Source organism: Lactiplantibacillus dongliensis, assembly GCF_005405105.1.
In the GTDB taxonomy this organism is placed as follows: Bacteria; Bacillota; Bacilli; order Lactobacillales; family Lactobacillaceae; genus Lactiplantibacillus; species Lactiplantibacillus dongliensis.
In genome coordinates this window covers 13,039-29,866 of sequence record NZ_BJDK01000004.1, presented here as the reverse complement: position 1 = coordinate 29,866, position 16,828 = coordinate 13,039, and the positions used below count along the sequence as shown (strand labels likewise).

Here is a 16,828-nt window from a genome sequence, read left to right as displayed (position 1 = left end):
GATTTAATTGGCCGATGACAACATATTATCCGGTGACAAGACCGATGATGCGGAAGCGTCACTTGAACAGTCGCTGCGTCCACAACGACTGGCACAATATATCGGTCAGGATCGGGTTAAGCATGAATTAGGGGTCTATATTGAAGCGGCCCGTAAACGTGAAGAATCCCTCGATCACGTCTTACTATATGGCCCACCGGGTTTAGGGAAGACGACGTTGGCGATGGTGATTGCTAACGAGATGCAGGTTCAGATTCGGACGACTAGTGGTCCGGCCATTGAAAAGCCCGGCGATTTGGTGGCACTCTTGAATGAATTGCAACCAGGTGATATCTTATTTATTGATGAGATTCATCGACTGCCTAAAATCGTTGAAGAAATGTTGTATTCCGCAATGGAAGACTTCTATGTCGATATCGTGGTTGGTCAAGGGCCGACTGCACATCCCGTGCATTTTCCGTTGCCACCATTTACCTTAATTGGGGCCACCACGCGCGCGGGGATGCTGTCGGCGCCATTACGGGATCGGTTTGGCATCGTTGAACACATGGCTTATTACGACGTTGATGATTTGGAAGCCATTGTTAAGCGAACTGCCGATATTTTCCAAACATCGATTAAGCCATCCGGGGCGCATGAGATTGCGCGGCGGTCCCGTGGAACGCCGCGGATTGCGAACCGCTTGTTCAAACGGATTCGAGATTTTGCCGAAGTTGCGGATCAAAATGCGATTGATGAAGCGATTGTTAGTCGCTCGTTGACTTACTTACGAGTGGATGAGGCTGGTTTGGATGAAACGGATAACAAGCTTTTACGGACCATGCTGGACTATTACGACGGCGGTCCCGTGGGCTTAGCGACGATTGCGGCTAATATTGGTGAAGAAACCGATACGATTGCGGAAGTCGTTGAGCCGTATCTGTTACAGATTGGCTATCTAAAGCGTACGCAACGCGGTCGAGTCGTCACGATTAAAGGGTATCAACATCTGGGCGTGCCTTACCCAGAGCAGAAATAAACTAGATTAGAGGTCACAGAAATGAGTTTAACACTTGAAGATTTTGACTATGATTTGCCCCATGAATTAATTGCCCAAACCCCAATCAAGGAACGGGATACATCGCGGTTATTAGAACTAGACCGCCACACCGGTGAGATGCAAGATAAGCATTTTTACGATATTATCGACCAATTGAACCCCGGCGATGCGGTTGTCATGAATAATTCGCGGGTGATGCCGGCCCGGTTATACGGGGTTAAACCCGAAACTGGCGGCCACGCGGAGGTTTTATTACTGCATAATACCGAAGGCGACGAATGGGAGACCTTGATGAAGCCAGCCAAACGGGCCCATGTTGGTACCGTGATTTCATTTGGTGACGGCAAATTGACAGCGACCGTGACGGCTGAAAAAGAAGACGGGATTCGCTTGATTGAATTCCACTATGACGGTATTTTTATGGAAATTTTGGAGAGCCTTGGCGAAACACCATTGCCACCTTATATTAAGGCTAAGTTGGATGACCCTGACCGTTATCAAACCGTCTATGCGAAGGAAAATGGTTCGGCCGCTGCGCCAACTGCGGGCTTACACTGGACGAAGGATTTATTGCAGAAAGTCCAAGATAAGGGTGTTAAGTTAGTCTACTTGACCTTACACGTTGGTTTAGGGACTTTCCGTCCAGTGGAAGAAGATAACATCGAAGACCACAAAATGCACAGTGAATTTTATCGGTTAGATGCAGACGCGGCGAAGACACTCAATGAGGTTCGCGCTAACGGTGGTCGGATTATCGCAACTGGGACGACCTCGATTCGGACGCTGGAAACGATTGGCTCGAAGTTTAATGGTGAGATCAAGCCGGATTCTGGCTGGACGGATATCTTTATTAAGCCGGGCTATCAATGGAAAGTGGTCGATGCGTTTATTACCAACTTCCATTTACCAAAATCAACGTTAGTGATGTTGGTGGCGGCCTTTACCGGACGTGATATGATCTTAAAGGCTTATCAACATGCCATTGACGAAAAGTATCGTTTCTTTAGTTTTGGCGATGCGATGTTTATCCATTAATTAGACCAGTACGTGGGAAGATCAGACTTAGTGCTGGTCTTCTTTTATTATCCAACCTGCGGACTAGCCTAGGGTCAACGCTAGCTCATGGGTAGATTTCGTGCTATCATATTCAAAGCAAAACGGACACAACGGAGGAATTATATGGAACCGGCAATTAAATACCGCTTGATTAAAAAAGAAAAACACACTGGTGCGCGGTTGGGTGAACTGATCACACCGCACGGCACTTTTCCAACACCGATGTTTATGCCAGTCGGCACGCAGGCGAGTGTCAAATCATTAGCACCCGAAGAACTGGATGCAATGGGCGCTGGCGTGATCTTATCGAATACGTATCACCTCTGGTTACGACCTGGCGAACAGATCGTTAAAGAAGCTGGCGGGTTACACCAATTTATGAATTGGAAAAAGGGTATTCTAACCGATTCAGGGGGCTTCCAAGTCTTTTCATTGGCTAAGAATCGCGATATCACTGAAGAAGGCGTTCACTTTAAGGATCATTTGAGTGGTGACCGTCGCTTCTTATCACCAGAAAAGGCCATCCAGATTGAAAATGATCTGGGTCCCGATATCATGATGAGTTTGGATGAATGCCCGCCATTCTTTGAAAGTTACGATTACGTGCAGAAATCAGTGGCCCGGACAAGTCGCTGGGCCGAACGGGGCTTGAAAGTCCATCAGCATCCGGATTATCAAGGTTTGTTTGGAATCGTCCAAGGCGCTGGGTTTAAAGATTTGCGGGAACAAAGCGCTAAGGACTTAGTCAGCATGGACTTTCCCGGGTATTCCATTGGGGGCTTATCGGTTGGTGAATCTAAAGCTGAGATGAACCACGTGCTTGACTTTACGACGCCGTTATTGCCTGAGACGAAACCGCGTTACTTGATGGGCGTTGGATCAGCTGACGCCTTGATTGACGGGGCTATTCGTGGGGTGGATATGTTTGACTGTGTCTTGCCGACCCGGATTGCTCGGAACGGTACTTGTATGACGTCGCATGGTCGCTTAGTGGTGAAGAATGCCAAATACGCGCATGACTTTACCCCGCTAGATGAAAATTGTGATTGTTATACCTGTCGCAATTACACCCGAGCTTATATTCGGCATTTGATCAAAGCGGATGAAACGTTCGGATTACGGTTAACTAGTTATCATAACTTATATTTCTTGTTGCACCTGATGAAGCAAGTTCGACAAGCCATTATGGACGATAACCTGCTAGAGTTCCGCGAAAACTTTTTCGAAATGTACGGCTTTAACGAGAAAAATGCCAAAAACTTCTAGCAATACTAGTAATTTTTAGTGTAATTTGTTAAAGTTAAAGATAGTCAAACATAGATTAGGAGCGATTCTTAAATGAACATTTTATTAGGGGCCGGCGTTTTTGGCGGTCAAACCATGTCGATTGTATTCATCGTTGTGATGTTTGCATTCTTATACTTCTTCATGATCCGGCCACAACGGAAACAACAACAACAACACCAAAACATGTTAAGCAAAGTTAAGCGCGGCGACAAGGTCACCACGATTGGCCGTTTGCATGGGGTCGTTGATGAAGTCAACGAAGCTGAAAAGACTGTTACCTTAGACTGTGACGGGATTTACTTGGTCTTTGATATGACCGCTTTAGCTAAAGTAACGCCGGCCGATGCTGGCCAAACGGTCGCACCTGCTAGTGGGGCTGCGGCTGAATCCGCTGCTGCCACTAGTACTGATGCTGAAAGTGCCACGAGTGCTGATGCGGAAGTCACTAGCGAAGCTGATAGTGCTGATTCTGAAGCAAAATAATGCCTTAATCATAAGCTTGAGTCCAATGTGGACTTGAGCTTATTTTTTAGGCTTAAGTTGTCATTAACTGAGGTCGTCTTTGTTGATTTACGGTGGTGTCTAGCAACTAAAGGAAGCACTGCAGCGTGTTAGCTATTACTCATGAACCCCAATACTAGGATTGGAAAGTTAATTGCGCTGATGAGGGGGTCATTTTCAGTTAAGTTGGTTGGTTAAATTGGTGAGTTGGCGGTCAGTTAACGCCAGCCGATTATGGACCAACCAGAGTGGCAAAGAACATCAATCGATAATAGCTATCAACGGCGTTAGAGTTGCTTAATGAACGTATGTTCAGTTATAATTAAGTTTAATGAAACGAATGAAGGGAGTGCTGCGCGATGGCTCAATCGATCATTGAAGCGCCGATTCAAATTGATACTAGTCGAAAAATTATTCATGTGGATATGGATGCCTTTTATGCGTCGATTGAAGAACGCGAGCACCCGGCCTATAAGACCCAGCCACTAGTGATTGCGCATGATCCACGCCAGACTGGGGGCCGCGGGGTCGTGACCACGGCCAATTATGTGGCGCGTCAATACGGTGTTCATTCAGCGATGCCCGCCCAAAAAGCATTGGAACTTTGTCCGAAGGCGGTGTTTAAGACGCCAGACTTTCCGTTGTATAAACAAGTTTCGGCGCAAATTCATGAGATTTTCCATGAGTATACCGATAAGATTGAACCGATTGCGTTTGACGAAGCGTATTTAGACGTGACTGAGAATAAGCCGCAGATCCGCAGTGCCGTACAATTGGCGCACCAGTTGCAGCGCGAGATTTGGTATAAGACCAACTTGACTTGCTCGACGGGAATCTCATACAACAAATTTATTGCTAAGTTGGCCTCAGACTATCGGAAGCCAGCGGGCGTGACGATTGTGTTGCCACAAGACGCGGAGCCCTTTTTATTACGTGAACCGATTGAAAAGTTTCGTGGCGTTGGGAAGAAGACGGTGCCGAAGATGCATGATCTGGGCATCTTAACGGGCGCGGATCTTTATCAGCAAACCGAAATGGATTTGATTCAGCACTTCGGTAAGCTGGGCTATATCCTATACCGCCGAGTGCGGGGGAGTGATGATCGGCCGGTCGAATATTTGCGGGAACGTAAGTCGATTGGTAAAGAGCGTACTTTTGGGCCATTTCTACAAACCCAAACGGAAGTTAACACGCATTTAAAGACAATTGCGAAATTAGTCAGTACCACGATGCAAGCTCATCAACGGCATGGTAAAACGTTAGTCTTAAAGTTGCGTTATGGGGACTTTGTGACGATTACCAAACGGCGGACGTTTAGTGAATTTCTACCTAACGACCCGGTGATTCTTGATCAGTATGCCGAAGAAATTTTTGACGAGGTCGTCGACAGCCATTTTGAGACGGGGATTCGGTTATTAGGAATTACCTTAACGGGCTTAGCCCCGCTGGCTTTTGAAAACTTAACCTTACCTTTATATCCGCACGAGCACTAATTCATTTGGCGTTCGGCAGAAACTTCGGTATACTAGGGTACTATGGCAGTTTTGAGCCATCAGCAAATTTTGAACAAACAGGAAGGACTATTATGACCGTCCAAACAGAAATTTTAAATTTAATCAAACAAGCAAAAACGATTATCATTCAACGGCATCAACGCCCTGATCCCGATGCCATTGGGAGTCAATTGGGCTTAGCTGAAATTATTCAAGCTAGTTTTCCAGATAAAAAAGTCTTGGCACCCGGAAAGCAGTATCATGGCTTTGACTGGCTCGGCCAAATGGATGTTGTGACTGAAGCAGATTATCAGGATGCGTTAGTGATGGTTTTAGACACGGCTAACCAACCACGGATTGACGGTGAATTTTATCAGGCGGGTAGTGCCTTGGTTAAGATTGACCATCATCCGAATGATGATGCATTTGGCGATCCGCAATGGGTCGACGTTGAGGCGTCTAGTACGAGTGAACTGATCTATCAGTTCTATGCAGCCTTTAAGTCCGAATTGACTTTAACGGCCGATGCTGCGAAGTTGCTGTATGCGGGGATTGTTGGCGATACCGGCCGTTTCTTATACGATGCGACTAAGCCTAGTACGTTGCGAGCAGCGGCGGCGTTAATGGAAGCTGGCGCGGATGCCACGGCCGTTAACCGGATTGAAGATACGATTACGTTGCCAGTTGCCCGGTTATCTGCCTACGTCTATGAGCACCTGACGCAATTAGATTCAGGGGCGGCGTATGTCATCTTAACGAACGATATCATGGACTCCTTTGAAATTGGGGATGCCAGCACGGCAGGGGTCGTGCCATTGCCTGGCCGGATTGATACGGTCAAAGCCTGGGCAATTTTTGTGCAACAAAAGGAAGGCGATTTCCGGATTCGGCTACGTTCCAAAGGGCCGTCAATCAACGGGGTTGCTAAGTTGCATGACGGTGGCGGCCACCCAATGGCAAGCGGGGCCAAAGCTAAAGACCAGGCCGAAATTGAAACGGTCGTGCGTGAACTCGACCAAGTTGCCCGGGATTACGAGAAAGAGGTTTAATAATGACCGCAAGTTTTAACGATTTTAAGTTACAACCATTTATCATGCAGGCGTTGCAGGAGATCAACTTCCGCAAACCAACCGCGGTGCAAGAGAAATTAATTCCAGTGATTGCGGCTGGCCGAAGTGTGATTGGCCAATCCGCTACTGGGAGTGGAAAGACGCATACGTTCCTATTACCAATGATTAATCAATTGAATGCGGATGAACGTCGCGTACAAGCAGTGATTACGACGCCTAGTCGTGAATTAGCTTACCAAATTCAAGCGGCGGCTAAGCAGTTGATTCAGCATAGTCCGAAAGCCATTCATATTGGATTATATGTTGGTGGGACCGACAAGCAAGAACAAGTGACGAAATTACATCGGCATCAACCACAATTAGTGATTGGGACACCAGGTCGGATTTTAGACTTGATCCGCGCTCAAGCGTTGAATATTCATACGGCTACGCAATTAGTTGTCGATGAAGCCGATATGACGTTAGATTTAGGCTTCTTAAATGTTGTTGATCAGATTGCCGGCCGGATGCCAGCAGACTTACAAATGTTAGTCTTCTCAGCAACAATGCCGCAAAAGCTGACGCCATTTTTGAAGAAGTATATGAATAATCCGGTGATGGAAGAAATTCCAGTTGAGTCGGTGATTAGTCCAACGATTGACAACTGGCTGATTTCGACCAAGAGTCATGATAAGAATAGTATTATTTATCGCTTATTGACGATTGGGGAGCCTTATTTGGTCTTGATCTTTGCCAATACTAAGGAACGGGTCCAACAAATTGCCCATTACTTGAAGGGTCAAGGCTTGACCGTTGCAATGATTCATGGTGATATTAAGCCCCGGGAACGAAAACGGGTCATGCGTGACGTCCAGAACTTGAAGTATCAATTCGTGGTGGCGACTGATTTGGCCTCACGGGGGATTGACATTGAAGGGGTCTCACACGTCATCAATGATGATATTCCAACTGATTTGGAATTCTTTATTCATCGGGTTGGCCGGACTGGTCGGAACGGGATGCCGGGGACGGCGATCACGCTTTATAGTCCCGGTGAAGAAGACAAGGTCAGTGCCGTTGAAGCCTTAGGGATTAAGTTCAAACCGAAAGCCATTCGTGATGGTGAAATCGTGGATAGTTATGACCGGAATCGGCGTGACAAACGGAAACAACATCAAGACAAGCTAGATCCTAGTCTGATTAGTTACGTGAAGAATGCCAAGAAGAAAGTCAAACCAGGTTACAAACGCCGGATTCGGACGAAGATTTCGGATAAGGCGCGGATGGATAGACGGATTGAACAACGAGCCTCAGCCCGCAAAGCCCGTAAAGATCGGAAAGGTTAAGTTAACGCGCGTTAGCAGTTGACAAGGCGCCTTAATTTTTCTATACTTTGCAGAGTAAGGATATATTTTATCGCCATATCAGTTCAGAAACACTTTGGTCGCTGTGAAAAGTGCGGTGTCGATAAAATGCTACCGAATGACTCAATGACTGGCTAACCAGTCCGTGTCTCAGCGTTAATGAGCTTAAGAGGTAAACGAACACATCGTTGCAAGTAAAGTGGTACCGCGTTAACAGCGTCTTTACTAGCAACGGTGTTTTTTTGCCTTAAAACGACAGTTTAGAAAGGGTGCCATAGGTGACATGAAAAAATTAAGCAGTAGTGAAATTCGGCAGATGTACTTGGACTTTTTCCATGAAAAAGGCCATACCATCGTGCCCAGTGCGTCATTAGTCCCAGTCGATGATCCCACGTTATTGTGGATTAACTCTGGAGTTGCCACGATGAAGAAGTATTTTGATGGCTCCGTTGTGCCTGATAATCCGCGGATGACCAGCTCGCAAAAGAGTATTCGGACCAACGATATTGAAAATGTTGGACGGACAGCGCGGCATCATACGTTATTTGAAATGCTCGGGAACTTCTCAGTGGGCGATTACTTCAAGAAAGAAGCCATTGCTTGGGCGTGGGAATTATTGACCTCACCAAAATGGTTTGGCTGGGATCCAGAAAAGCTTTATATGACGGTCTACCCTAAAGATACCGATGCCATCAAAGAATGGGAAGCCACTGGGGTTAAACCGGACCATATTATCAAGGTTGAAGATAACTTCTGGGATATCGGTCAAGGACCTTCTGGGCCTGATTCCGAAATCTTCTACGATCGGGGCGAAAGCTTCAATAACTTAGCTGACGACGATCCTGAAAATTATCCTGGCGGGGAAAACGAACGCTACTTGGAAGTTTGGAACATCGTGTTCTCACAATTTAACCATACGCCGGAAGGAACTTACGAACCCCTACCACGGAAAAACATTGATACGGGGATGGGGCTCGAACGGGTCGTTTCCATTTTCCAAAATGCGCCAACTAACTTTGAAACCGACTTATTCTTACCAATTATCCATAAGACGGAAGCATTAAGTGCTGGTAAGCATTATGGCGATAACGCACAAGACGACGTGTCATTCAAAGTCATTGCTGACCATGCCCGGACGATTACCTTTGCTATTAGTGATGGTGCCTTACCATCAAATGAAGGCCGCGGCTATGTGATTCGCCGTTTGATTCGGCGGGCTATTTTACACGGACAAAAGTTGGGCTTAAAGGATGCGTTCTTGGACCAATTAGTCCCAATCGTTGGGGAAATCATGAAGTCCCATTATCCGGACGTCTTGAAAAATGCCGATTACGTGGCCAAAATTGTCAGTTCTGAGGAAAGTCGTTTTAACGAAACCTTGAACGATGGGCTGAGCCTATTGAACCAATTAATTGCGGATACGAAGCAAGCCGGCCAAGATACCTTACCAGGCGTGGATGCGTTCAAGTTATACGATACGTACGGCTTCCCATTCGAATTGACGAAGGAATATGCGGGCGATGAAGGCTTAAAAGTCGATGAACCTGGCTTTGAAGTTGAGATGAAAGCTCAACGTGACCGGGCCCGGAATGCTCGGAGTAATGCCAAATCAATGGGCGTACAACGAAGCTTGTTGATCAACTTGAAGACCCCGAGTGACTATGTGGGCTACGATGAGTTAACTGATGTACAAGGGGTTTTAAACGACATCATTGTTGATGAAAAGCTGGTTGATGATGTAGCGAGTGGAACGGCTGAAATGATCTTCAGCAAGACGCCATTTTATGCCGAAATGGGTGGCCAAGTGGCTGACCGTGGGGTGATCTTAGATGCCGATGGTCAAACGGTCGCTAAGGTGACGGATGTGCAAAATGCACCAAATAAGCAGCATTTGCATACGGTTGAAGTCTTAAAGCCAATGCATAAAGACGCCACTTACACCTTAAACGTTGACTTAGCCTTCCATGCGAAGGTCGAAAAGAACCATACGGCGACCCACTTGTTGGATCAAGCCTTACGCGATGTATTAGGACCCCATACGCAACAAGCTGGCTCATTAGTTGAACCCGACTACTTGCGGTTTGACTTTACGCACTTTGGTCAAGTGACTGACGAAGAATTGGCAAAAGTTGAACAGATCGTGAACGATAAGATCTGGGCGGCCTTGCCAGTTAGTGCCATTCAAACCGACCAAGAAACGGGTCATAAGATGGGCGCGATTGCGGTCTTCACGCAGAAATACGGGAAGATTGTCCGGGTCGTTTCAATTGGGGACTACTCAATCGAATTCGATGGTGGGACCCACGTTAAGAACAGTAGCGAACTCGGGCTCTTTAAGATTGTTTCTGAAGCCGGGGTCGGCGCGGGTGTTCGGCGGATTGAAGCCGTTACCTCTAAGGAAGCCTTCGAATTATTATCACATGAAGAAAATTGGTTAAAGACGATTGCGGCCCAAGTTAAAGCACCAAAATTAGCTGAAACTACTGATCGGGTTAGCCAACTCCAAGCAGACTTGAAAGCGGCCCAACAAAAAGCGGCTAGCTTAGAAAGCAAGTTAGCGAGTCAACAAGCGGGCGCCGTTTTCGAAAATGTGGCTGATATTAATGGGACAACCTTAATTGCGGCTGCGGTCCAAGTTTCGGGGATGGATCAATTACGGCAACTGGCGGATACTTGGAAGACCAAGCAATATTCAGATGTGCTAGTACTTGGCGCTGTCGTCGGCGATAAGGTTAACTTATTAGTTGCGGTCAGCGATGCTAAAGTTAAGGCCGGCATTAAAGCTGGTGACTTGATCAAAGCAATTGCTCCGCAAGTTGGTGGCGGCGGTGGCGGTCGACCAACCTTAGCCCAAGCTGGTGGGAAGAAGCCCGCTGGGTTGCCAGCCGCGTTAAAAGCTGCGCATACTTGGTTAGCTGAAAAGTAGGTTATCAGTTGCGTCCCTTTATTACGAATGTGTTACATCAAAGTGGATTGATTGTACTTCATATAAGCATTTAGTAGAATGGACTAGAAGCGGAAACTAGCGGGAGGTGCTTTTTTATGAGTACGTTAGACAAAACAATGTATTTTAACTTCGATAATGACAATGTTAAAGATGTCCATGACACGTTAACGACGGTCTACGAAGCGCTACAAGAAAAGGGGTACAACCCGATTAACCAGATTGTCGGTTACTTACTATCTGGAGACCCGGCGTATATCCCGCGTTTAAAGGATGCTCGGAATTTAATTCGTAAGCACCAGCGTGACGAAATTATTGAAGAACTTGTCAAGTCCTATTTGAAGGCAGATAAGGATGTTAATGCATGAAGTTAATGGGGTTGGATGTTGGTTCCAGAACAGTCGGCGTAGCGATTAGTGACGTATTCGGCTGGACAGCGCAAGGCGTGGAAATTATTCGCATCAATGAAGATGAAGAAGAATTCGGGTTAGACCGCGTTGCCGAGCTGGTTAAAGAACATGATGCCGGTGGCTTTGTCCTCGGATTGCCTAAGAATATGAACAATAGCTTAGGTCCGCGGGCAGAGGCGTCTAAGCATTATGGCGACTTACTGACGGAACGGTTCCATTTACCGATTGACTTTGAAGACGAACGTTTGACAACGGTTGAAGCTGAACGAATGCTCGTGGAAGAAGCGAATACGTCCCGAAAGAAACGCAAAAAGGTGATCGATAAGTTAGCCGCAAGTCTAATCTTGCAAAACTACTTGGATCGCCACGGCAAACTCACACAAGGATAGCGAGGAACTAATCAATGAGTCAAAAACCAAATAAAAAAGATGACGTGATCACCTTAGTTGATGATGACGGCAATGAAACCTTATTTAACATTTTATTTACGTTCGATTCTGAAGACTTCGGTCATTCATATATTTTAATTTACCCAGCTGACGCCGCTGCGGATGAAGAAGTGGACATTCAAGCCTACATTTTCGATCCCGATGATGGTGACAACGGTGAATTGAAGTTGATCGAATCCGATGATGAATGGGATATGGTTGAACAAGTCTTGAATACCTTCTTAGCCGATGATGGCGGGATGCAGTAATTCACGGACTTGCTGAAAGCACGGTCTGGCCAAATGGTCAGGTCGTGTTTTTTTGTTGGTTGATTTTAGTGAAAATAAAGTTAACAAATAAATGAACATTTATGCTAAGCTTATTGATAGATAAAAAATGAAAATGCCTAAGTGACGGATTGGGGGATGCGTTGGGGTCAGGTGTCAAGAGGTGCAGGTCTTGAAGGTAAAACGACAATTAAAGTGGCAAGTGTGGGCGATTGGTGTGGTGATTGCAGTCATTGTTGGTGGCGGGGCGGTCTGGTTGTGGCAAAATCCCCAAAGCCAGGCGAGTCAAAAAACGGCCAAGCAGACGATTAGGGCAAGCCATGCTAAAGTCACTAAGGTGGCTAAGAAAGTGCGCCCAGTGAGTTTACAAAAACGCTTAACGCATCGCTGGCAAACCGCCGTCCCAGCTAAGCAGCCTAAAGTTGATGTTGCGGTGTATGCGCCGGCAACTAAGCAGACGTATCACTATACGAATCAAAGCCACGTCACGACGTATTGTGCGGCTAGTACGATTAAAGTGGGTATCTTAGTGCAATTATTACATCAGCGTGACCAAGGTGTCGTGACGTTGTCGGGCAATGACCAGCAACAGGCTGCACAGATGATTCAACAAAGCGATAATGATTCGGCCGATTATTTGTTGTTTGACCGGTTAGGTGGTAGTGCAGCCTTGGTCAGCTTATATCAAAATCTGGGCATGACCCATAGCCACGCTGCGCCGGTTAATTGGGGTTTGTCGACGACAACGGCAGCGGATCAATTGCAATTATTGAAAGTAATCTTCTATCCGAATCATTATCTCTCTTCAGCGTCACGTCAATATGCCCAGCGCTTGATGGGAACGGTGGCGAGTGATCAAGCTTGGGGTGTCTCAAAAGGGGCGCAGCATTTTGAGTTGAAGAATGGCTGGTTGGATGCTGACGATGCCGGTCATTGGGCCGTGAATAGTGTCGGGCATGTGGTTGAAGCTACGGGCAATCGCCAAGGTTACTTGCTGGCGATTTATACGAATGATGACGTAGATGAAGTTAGTGGGATTCGGTTAGTTAATCGGATTGCGCAGGCCACGAATGTTGAATTGGGTAAATAGGGAATGATGTGGTGGCATGATTTATTTTTGGAGGAATTTTATAATGAAGAACAAGCTAATTTTACGGGTTGGATTGATGGTGGCGTTAGTGTTATTAGTTGGAATACCAATGACGACAACAAGCGCACAAGCAGCCAGTCACAAGATAACAAGTATGCCGAAAGCTTTACGGGGGACTTGGTACTATCGTGATCATGATCATTATCAACATAAAACGGTCATTACTAAAAAGACGATTAAGCTAACGACTTGGTATCGGGGCAAGTCGCAAGGCACGACGCGGTATGCGTTAACGACTAATTTTAATAAAGCTAATGCCGTGATCCTTGAACGGCATCAGCATGGTTGGTATACGATGGACTGGACGCAAAGTAACATGGCAATGAGCTATAAACGTGGTACTTATAAGGTAAAAGGCAAATCACAGGCGGCCTTGTATACTGGTAGTATTGGGGTTGGTTATGCGCCGAAAAAAGTTAAGTTTAATATGGCGATGCATCAGAAGGCTAAACGGGTTTACACTAAGAAAGTTAGTATTAAAGGGATTCGGTAATTAATAGCGGCGGGTTTATGGACGCTGTTAGTAAAAAAGTCAGCTTGGAAAGTAGCTATTTTCCTAGCTGGCTTTTTTACGTGATCTGACTTAATTTGATTGATCTGATAGACAATTTAATAGTGAAGGATAGTAGCAGATTGAAATTTATTTTAACCTGCTTTTTTGTGGTTTCAAGCCTGATTAGTTATAAGAACTGAATGCAAAAATAGTTTTGGATTATAAAGTAATAGTGAATTTTGCTATAAAAAATCTATTTTTAAATGTTAAATAAATTTTGAAGTTGTCCCTTTTATTGATTGTATTGTTATAGCGAGTTAATAGATTGAACTATGAAAACAGGCGGACTCAGTTTCAAAATCAGTTAAAAGATTTGATACAAAAATATTCATGTTGATTATTTATGTCAACTAACCAGGGGTACTTGAGGCACAAAAAAAGTTTATATTTAATCAATTTGGACTAATTTAGAGCTTGCACAAATCAATTTTTAAATATAAAAAAACTGCTAAAAGGCTTGAAACTCGCTGATTGACATGGCTTTGAGAATTTGGTTTAGTATAACTTGAAATAAAAAGGCAGACTAGAAATTAATGGTGATTATAGGTGCAAGCAAATTGCTTATTTATTATTGGAAATGTACATATCTGGAAAGAAACTACTAAAACGTTTTCTGAAAATCGTTTTTGATTAGTATGTAGTCACTTTTAAGTCAAATAATTTGGTCGGTTGGAACTTACAGTAACTGAGTGGAGCGTGTGTAATGGATCAAGCAGTAAATTTCACTTTCTTTATCAGGTTTGTCCGTAAATATTGGCGGGGTATTCTATTGTGGACTATCGGGGGACTCTTGGTTGCTGGTGCATTGGCTTTTTATGTCGTTACGCCTAAGTATAAAGCTAGTGTTCAGATTTTAGTTAGTCGCCATGCGCAGGATGCAGCGACGCAATACGCGACGCAACAAGCGGATGTCCAGATGATTACGACTTATAAAGAATTAATTACGAATCAGGTTATTTTAAAGCCAGCCCAAGAAGTTTTGGCGGCTGGGTCTGATTATGACGGTACTTTAGGGTTGTTAAAGAATGAGGTCAGTGTCACGAGTAATCAAAATTCTCAGGTCTTTTCAATTGATGTCTTGGATACGAATCCACAACGCGGAGCTAAGATTGCTAATCAGATTGCGCAAACTTTTAAAGATCGTGTTAAGGATATTATCAAGGTTAATAATGTCACGATTGTTTCGACGGCGACCCCAGCCCAAAGTGCCGTTTCACCGCGTCGATTAGTGTACTTAGCTGCTGGTCTGTTAATTGGTGGATTATTGGGGTTGTTTTATGCGGGTATGCGGGCGTTAACTGACCGATGCATTCATAGTAGTTATGACTTAACCAATGAATTGAAATTGAACAATCTAGGGCAAGTTAATCATCAAACAAAACATTTACACGTTGATAAGCAGCTCAGACACTTACAATCTAAGCAAACTAGCAATCTGGACGTTCATCGAACTCCCAAACGTATTTAGGAGGGCCTTATGTTTAAACGAAAGACGAAAAATGCGACGACTGCCATTGATTTAACGACGATTAATGAACCCAGTTCGGTGATTACTGAGCAAATCAAGACCTTGCGAACGAATATTAATTTTGCTTCCACTGACCGTGATTTGAACACTGTTATGGTGACATCAGCAACTTTGGGTGAGGGTAAATCGACTATTAGTGCCAATCTAGCCATTGAGTACGCCAATGAAGGGTTGAAAGTACTACTGGTTGATGCTGATTTACGGCGGCCAACGGTGCATAAAACTTTTGGGATTACTAATCAGAGAGGGCTTAGCTCTTGGTTAGGTCATCAAATTAAGGATATTAATCAGGCTATTCAGCCGGCAGTTGGCAATCTCTATGTATTGCCTAGCGGCCCGAAACCACCGAATCCCGCCGAGCTACTGGGCAGTGAACTGATGACGTCGTTCTTAGCCGCAGCTGGTGAAAAATTTGGCATTGTCATTGTTGATGCACCTCCGATTTTGCCGGTTACGGATTCACAATTGTTAGCGAATAAAATGGATGGGACGGTCTTAGTTGTTCGTCAAAATATGACGCAAAAAGCCGTTGCCCGTGAAGCTGTTGCGGCGTTGGAACGGTCGCATGCGGTCATTTTAGGCGCGGTTTTAAATGATGTTCAAAGTAAAGAGTTGTCTAATAAATATTATCGGTATAGTAGTGGTTATGGATTTAAGTCAGATTAGTAGAATTGGGGAGTATCAGTTTTTAACTGAATGTAGCTTATATTAGCTACAGTATGATACATAACGCAGTAATTAATTGTAATAAAATGATTTGGTTGGAATGAATTGATTGGCATTAGTCAAGTAGTGGTTGATTGTTTATTAATTTAATCCGGACTTAATCCTAAAGAGAAGTTAGCTAGACTTTTAAGGATGACATCTTGATTGAGTCCTATATAACGTTTGGTGACGGCTTCACTAGAATGGTTGAAGATCATCATTAATGTGGCGATATCATGGGTCTCTTGATAGTAGTGATAACCAAATGTTTTTCGAAGTGTATGGGTTCCAATATCCGTGCGATGCATTTTACGTGCAATTGTTTGAAATACTTTATAAATCGCATTGACGCTAAGTGGACGTGTTGTATCTTTCCCGGTGAATAAGTAGTCCGATTCATCTAAATCGACAATGTAGTTGTTAATTTGAGACCGTAGTTTAGCTAGGAGAACTAATCGTCGTTTCTTTGTTTTCTTCTCAATAATAACGATCAGGTCATCATTTTTAACTTGACCGACCGTCAAACCTAAAATATCACTCATACGTAGCCCTGTATTTAACCCAATTAAGATCAATAACTGGTTTCTTGCGCCATGAGTACCAGTCATAGCCAGATGTAAAAAAGTGTCTATATCTTGGCTTGTACGTAGTGGTTCTACATTGTATTGCATGTAAAATGCCTGCTTTCAAATTTAATGCTAATAAAGTAATGCCAACACTTAAATTTTATATGATATGAAAAGTTTATCAAGCGAAACTAAATTTCTTTAATTTGATTTTAACGTCGATCTCAATAAAATAAAACGGCACTTTTTTGAAAAAAATAATGCCGTTTTATAAATAAATCTATATTCAAACCTACCATGAATGTGATGTTTGTCAATATAGAATCATAAAATTGTTATATAACTGTCATATTTCGTCCCATTTTATTTGGAGTAAGTCTTTAACTAACAGCAAAACACTTATTATGGAACGATTCTTTTCAAAAAGGTGACATTAATACTTTATATATGTATCAGTTGAATCTGTTA

Annotated in this window: 16 protein-coding genes; 15 read left to right on the top strand and 1 reads right to left on the bottom strand. The window is 44.3% G+C overall.

Annotated features, from left to right (window positions below; translation table 11 throughout):
* The first annotated feature begins 7 nt into the window (after positions 1–7).
* The 15 genes from ruvB to FFM80_RS01540 all read left to right on the top strand — a co-directional run bounded on the left by ruvB (position 8) and on the right by FFM80_RS01540 (position 15,755).
* Entirely contained in the window at positions 8–1,018 is a 1,011-nt protein-coding gene (gene ruvB, locus FFM80_RS01610; protein ID WP_137639224.1) for a Holliday junction branch migration DNA helicase RuvB, read from the top strand.
* Positions 1,019–1,039: 21 nt separating this feature from the next.
* Positions 1,040–2,074, top strand: coding sequence for a tRNA preQ1(34) S-adenosylmethionine ribosyltransferase-isomerase QueA (gene queA, locus FFM80_RS01605; RefSeq protein WP_137639223.1), 1,035 nt, complete (start codon positions 1,040–1,042; stop codon positions 2,072–2,074).
* 144 nt (positions 2,075–2,218) lie between these two features.
* A complete protein-coding gene (tgt, locus tag FFM80_RS01600; RefSeq protein ID WP_137634582.1) occupies positions 2,219–3,361 on the top strand; it encodes a tRNA guanosine(34) transglycosylase Tgt in 1,143 nt (380 codons plus the stop codon).
* A 72-nt stretch (positions 3,362–3,433) separates the two neighbouring features.
* The gene (gene yajC, locus FFM80_RS01595; RefSeq protein WP_223877275.1) at positions 3,434–3,865 is read left to right on the top strand and encodes a preprotein translocase subunit YajC; all 432 of its coding nucleotides are present in this window, start codon (positions 3,434–3,436) and stop codon (positions 3,863–3,865) included.
* Positions 3,866–4,242: 377 nt separating this feature from the next.
* Positions 4,243–5,376, top strand: a complete 1,134-nt coding sequence (gene dinB, locus FFM80_RS01590) for a DNA polymerase IV (RefSeq protein WP_137639222.1) — start codon at positions 4,243–4,245, stop codon at positions 5,374–5,376.
* 92 nt (positions 5,377–5,468) lie between these two features.
* Positions 5,469–6,425, top strand: coding sequence for a DHH family phosphoesterase (locus FFM80_RS01585; protein ID WP_137639221.1), 957 nt, complete (start codon positions 5,469–5,471; stop codon positions 6,423–6,425).
* Positions 6,426–6,427: 2 nt separating this feature from the next.
* Positions 6,428–7,771, top strand: a complete 1,344-nt coding sequence (locus FFM80_RS01580; RefSeq protein ID WP_137639220.1) for a DEAD/DEAH box helicase — start codon at positions 6,428–6,430, stop codon at positions 7,769–7,771.
* Positions 7,772–8,072: 301 nt separating this feature from the next.
* On the top strand, positions 8,073–10,715 hold the full coding sequence (gene alaS, locus FFM80_RS01575) for an alanine--tRNA ligase (RefSeq protein ID WP_137639219.1): 2,643 nt from the start codon (positions 8,073–8,075) through the stop codon (positions 10,713–10,715).
* 116 nt (positions 10,716–10,831) lie between these two features.
* Positions 10,832–11,101, top strand: coding sequence for an IreB family regulatory phosphoprotein (locus tag FFM80_RS01570; RefSeq protein ID WP_137634577.1), 270 nt, complete (start codon positions 10,832–10,834; stop codon positions 11,099–11,101).
* On the top strand, positions 11,098–11,532 hold the full coding sequence (ruvX, locus tag FFM80_RS01565) for a Holliday junction resolvase RuvX (RefSeq protein ID WP_137634576.1): 435 nt from the start codon (positions 11,098–11,100) through the stop codon (positions 11,530–11,532). Before FFM80_RS01570 ends, ruvX begins: the two co-directional genes overlap by 4 nt.
* Before the next feature lie 14 nt (positions 11,533–11,546).
* On the top strand, positions 11,547–11,840 hold the full coding sequence (locus tag FFM80_RS01560; RefSeq protein WP_137634575.1) for a DUF1292 domain-containing protein: 294 nt from the start codon (positions 11,547–11,549) through the stop codon (positions 11,838–11,840).
* A gap of 190 nt (positions 11,841–12,030) precedes the next feature.
* Complete coding sequence (locus FFM80_RS01555; protein ID WP_137639218.1) at positions 12,031–12,948, top strand: serine hydrolase; 918 nt, start codon at positions 12,031–12,033, stop codon at positions 12,946–12,948.
* 43 nt (positions 12,949–12,991) lie between these two features.
* Positions 12,992–13,501 (top strand): hypothetical protein, encoded by a 510-nt coding sequence (locus FFM80_RS01550; protein WP_137639217.1) that lies wholly within the window; start codon positions 12,992–12,994, stop codon positions 13,499–13,501.
* Between the two features lie 763 nt (positions 13,502–14,264).
* On the top strand, positions 14,265–15,029 hold the full coding sequence (locus tag FFM80_RS01545; RefSeq protein ID WP_137639216.1) for a YveK family protein: 765 nt from the start codon (positions 14,265–14,267) through the stop codon (positions 15,027–15,029).
* Positions 15,030–15,038: 9 nt separating this feature from the next.
* Positions 15,039–15,755 carry a CpsD/CapB family tyrosine-protein kinase gene (locus FFM80_RS01540; RefSeq protein WP_137639215.1) on the top strand — a complete coding sequence of 239 codons (717 nt, stop codon included), beginning with the start codon at positions 15,039–15,041 and terminating at the stop codon, positions 15,753–15,755.
* Positions 15,756–15,901: 146 nt separating this feature from the next.
* On the opposite strand, the gene FFM80_RS01535 is transcribed toward FFM80_RS01540, so the two are convergent.
* Positions 15,902–16,465: a tyrosine-type recombinase/integrase gene (locus FFM80_RS01535; RefSeq protein ID WP_137639214.1), complete on the bottom strand. Its 564-nt coding sequence runs from the start codon at positions 16,463–16,465 to the stop codon at positions 15,902–15,904.
* Positions 16,466–16,828: the final 363 nt, after the last annotated feature.

Excerpts from the sequence above, each read along its gene's own strand:
- FFM80_RS01585 (WP_137639221.1), top strand. The coding sequence starts at position 5,469 with ATGACCGTCCAAACAGAAATTTTAAATTTAATCAAACAAGCAAAAACG.
- alaS (WP_137639219.1), top strand. The coding sequence starts at position 8,073 with ATGAAAAAATTAAGCAGTAGTGAAATTCGGCAGATGTACTTGGACTTT.
- FFM80_RS01570 (WP_137634577.1), top strand. The coding sequence starts at position 10,832 with ATGAGTACGTTAGACAAAACAATGTATTTTAACTTCGATAATGACAAT.
- FFM80_RS01540 (WP_137639215.1), top strand. The coding sequence starts at position 15,039 with ATGTTTAAACGAAAGACGAAAAATGCGACGACTGCCATTGATTTAACG.
- FFM80_RS01535 (WP_137639214.1), bottom strand. The coding sequence starts at position 16,465 with ATGCAATACAATGTAGAACCACTACGTACAAGCCAAGATATAGACACT.
- FFM80_RS01545 (WP_137639216.1), top strand. The coding sequence starts at position 14,265 with ATGGATCAAGCAGTAAATTTCACTTTCTTTATCAGGTTTGTCCGTAAA.
- queA (WP_137639223.1), top strand. The coding sequence starts at position 1,040 with ATGAGTTTAACACTTGAAGATTTTGACTATGATTTGCCCCATGAATTA.
- tgt (WP_137634582.1), top strand. The coding sequence starts at position 2,219 with ATGGAACCGGCAATTAAATACCGCTTGATTAAAAAAGAAAAACACACT.
- FFM80_RS01580 (WP_137639220.1), top strand. The coding sequence starts at position 6,428 with ATGACCGCAAGTTTTAACGATTTTAAGTTACAACCATTTATCATGCAG.
- dinB (WP_137639222.1), top strand. The coding sequence starts at position 4,243 with ATGGCTCAATCGATCATTGAAGCGCCGATTCAAATTGATACTAGTCGA.
- FFM80_RS01560 (WP_137634575.1), top strand. The coding sequence starts at position 11,547 with ATGAGTCAAAAACCAAATAAAAAAGATGACGTGATCACCTTAGTTGAT.
- ruvX (WP_137634576.1), top strand. The coding sequence starts at position 11,098 with ATGAAGTTAATGGGGTTGGATGTTGGTTCCAGAACAGTCGGCGTAGCG.
- FFM80_RS01550 (WP_137639217.1), top strand. The coding sequence starts at position 12,992 with ATGAAGAACAAGCTAATTTTACGGGTTGGATTGATGGTGGCGTTAGTG.
- yajC (WP_223877275.1), top strand. The coding sequence starts at position 3,434 with ATGAACATTTTATTAGGGGCCGGCGTTTTTGGCGGTCAAACCATGTCG.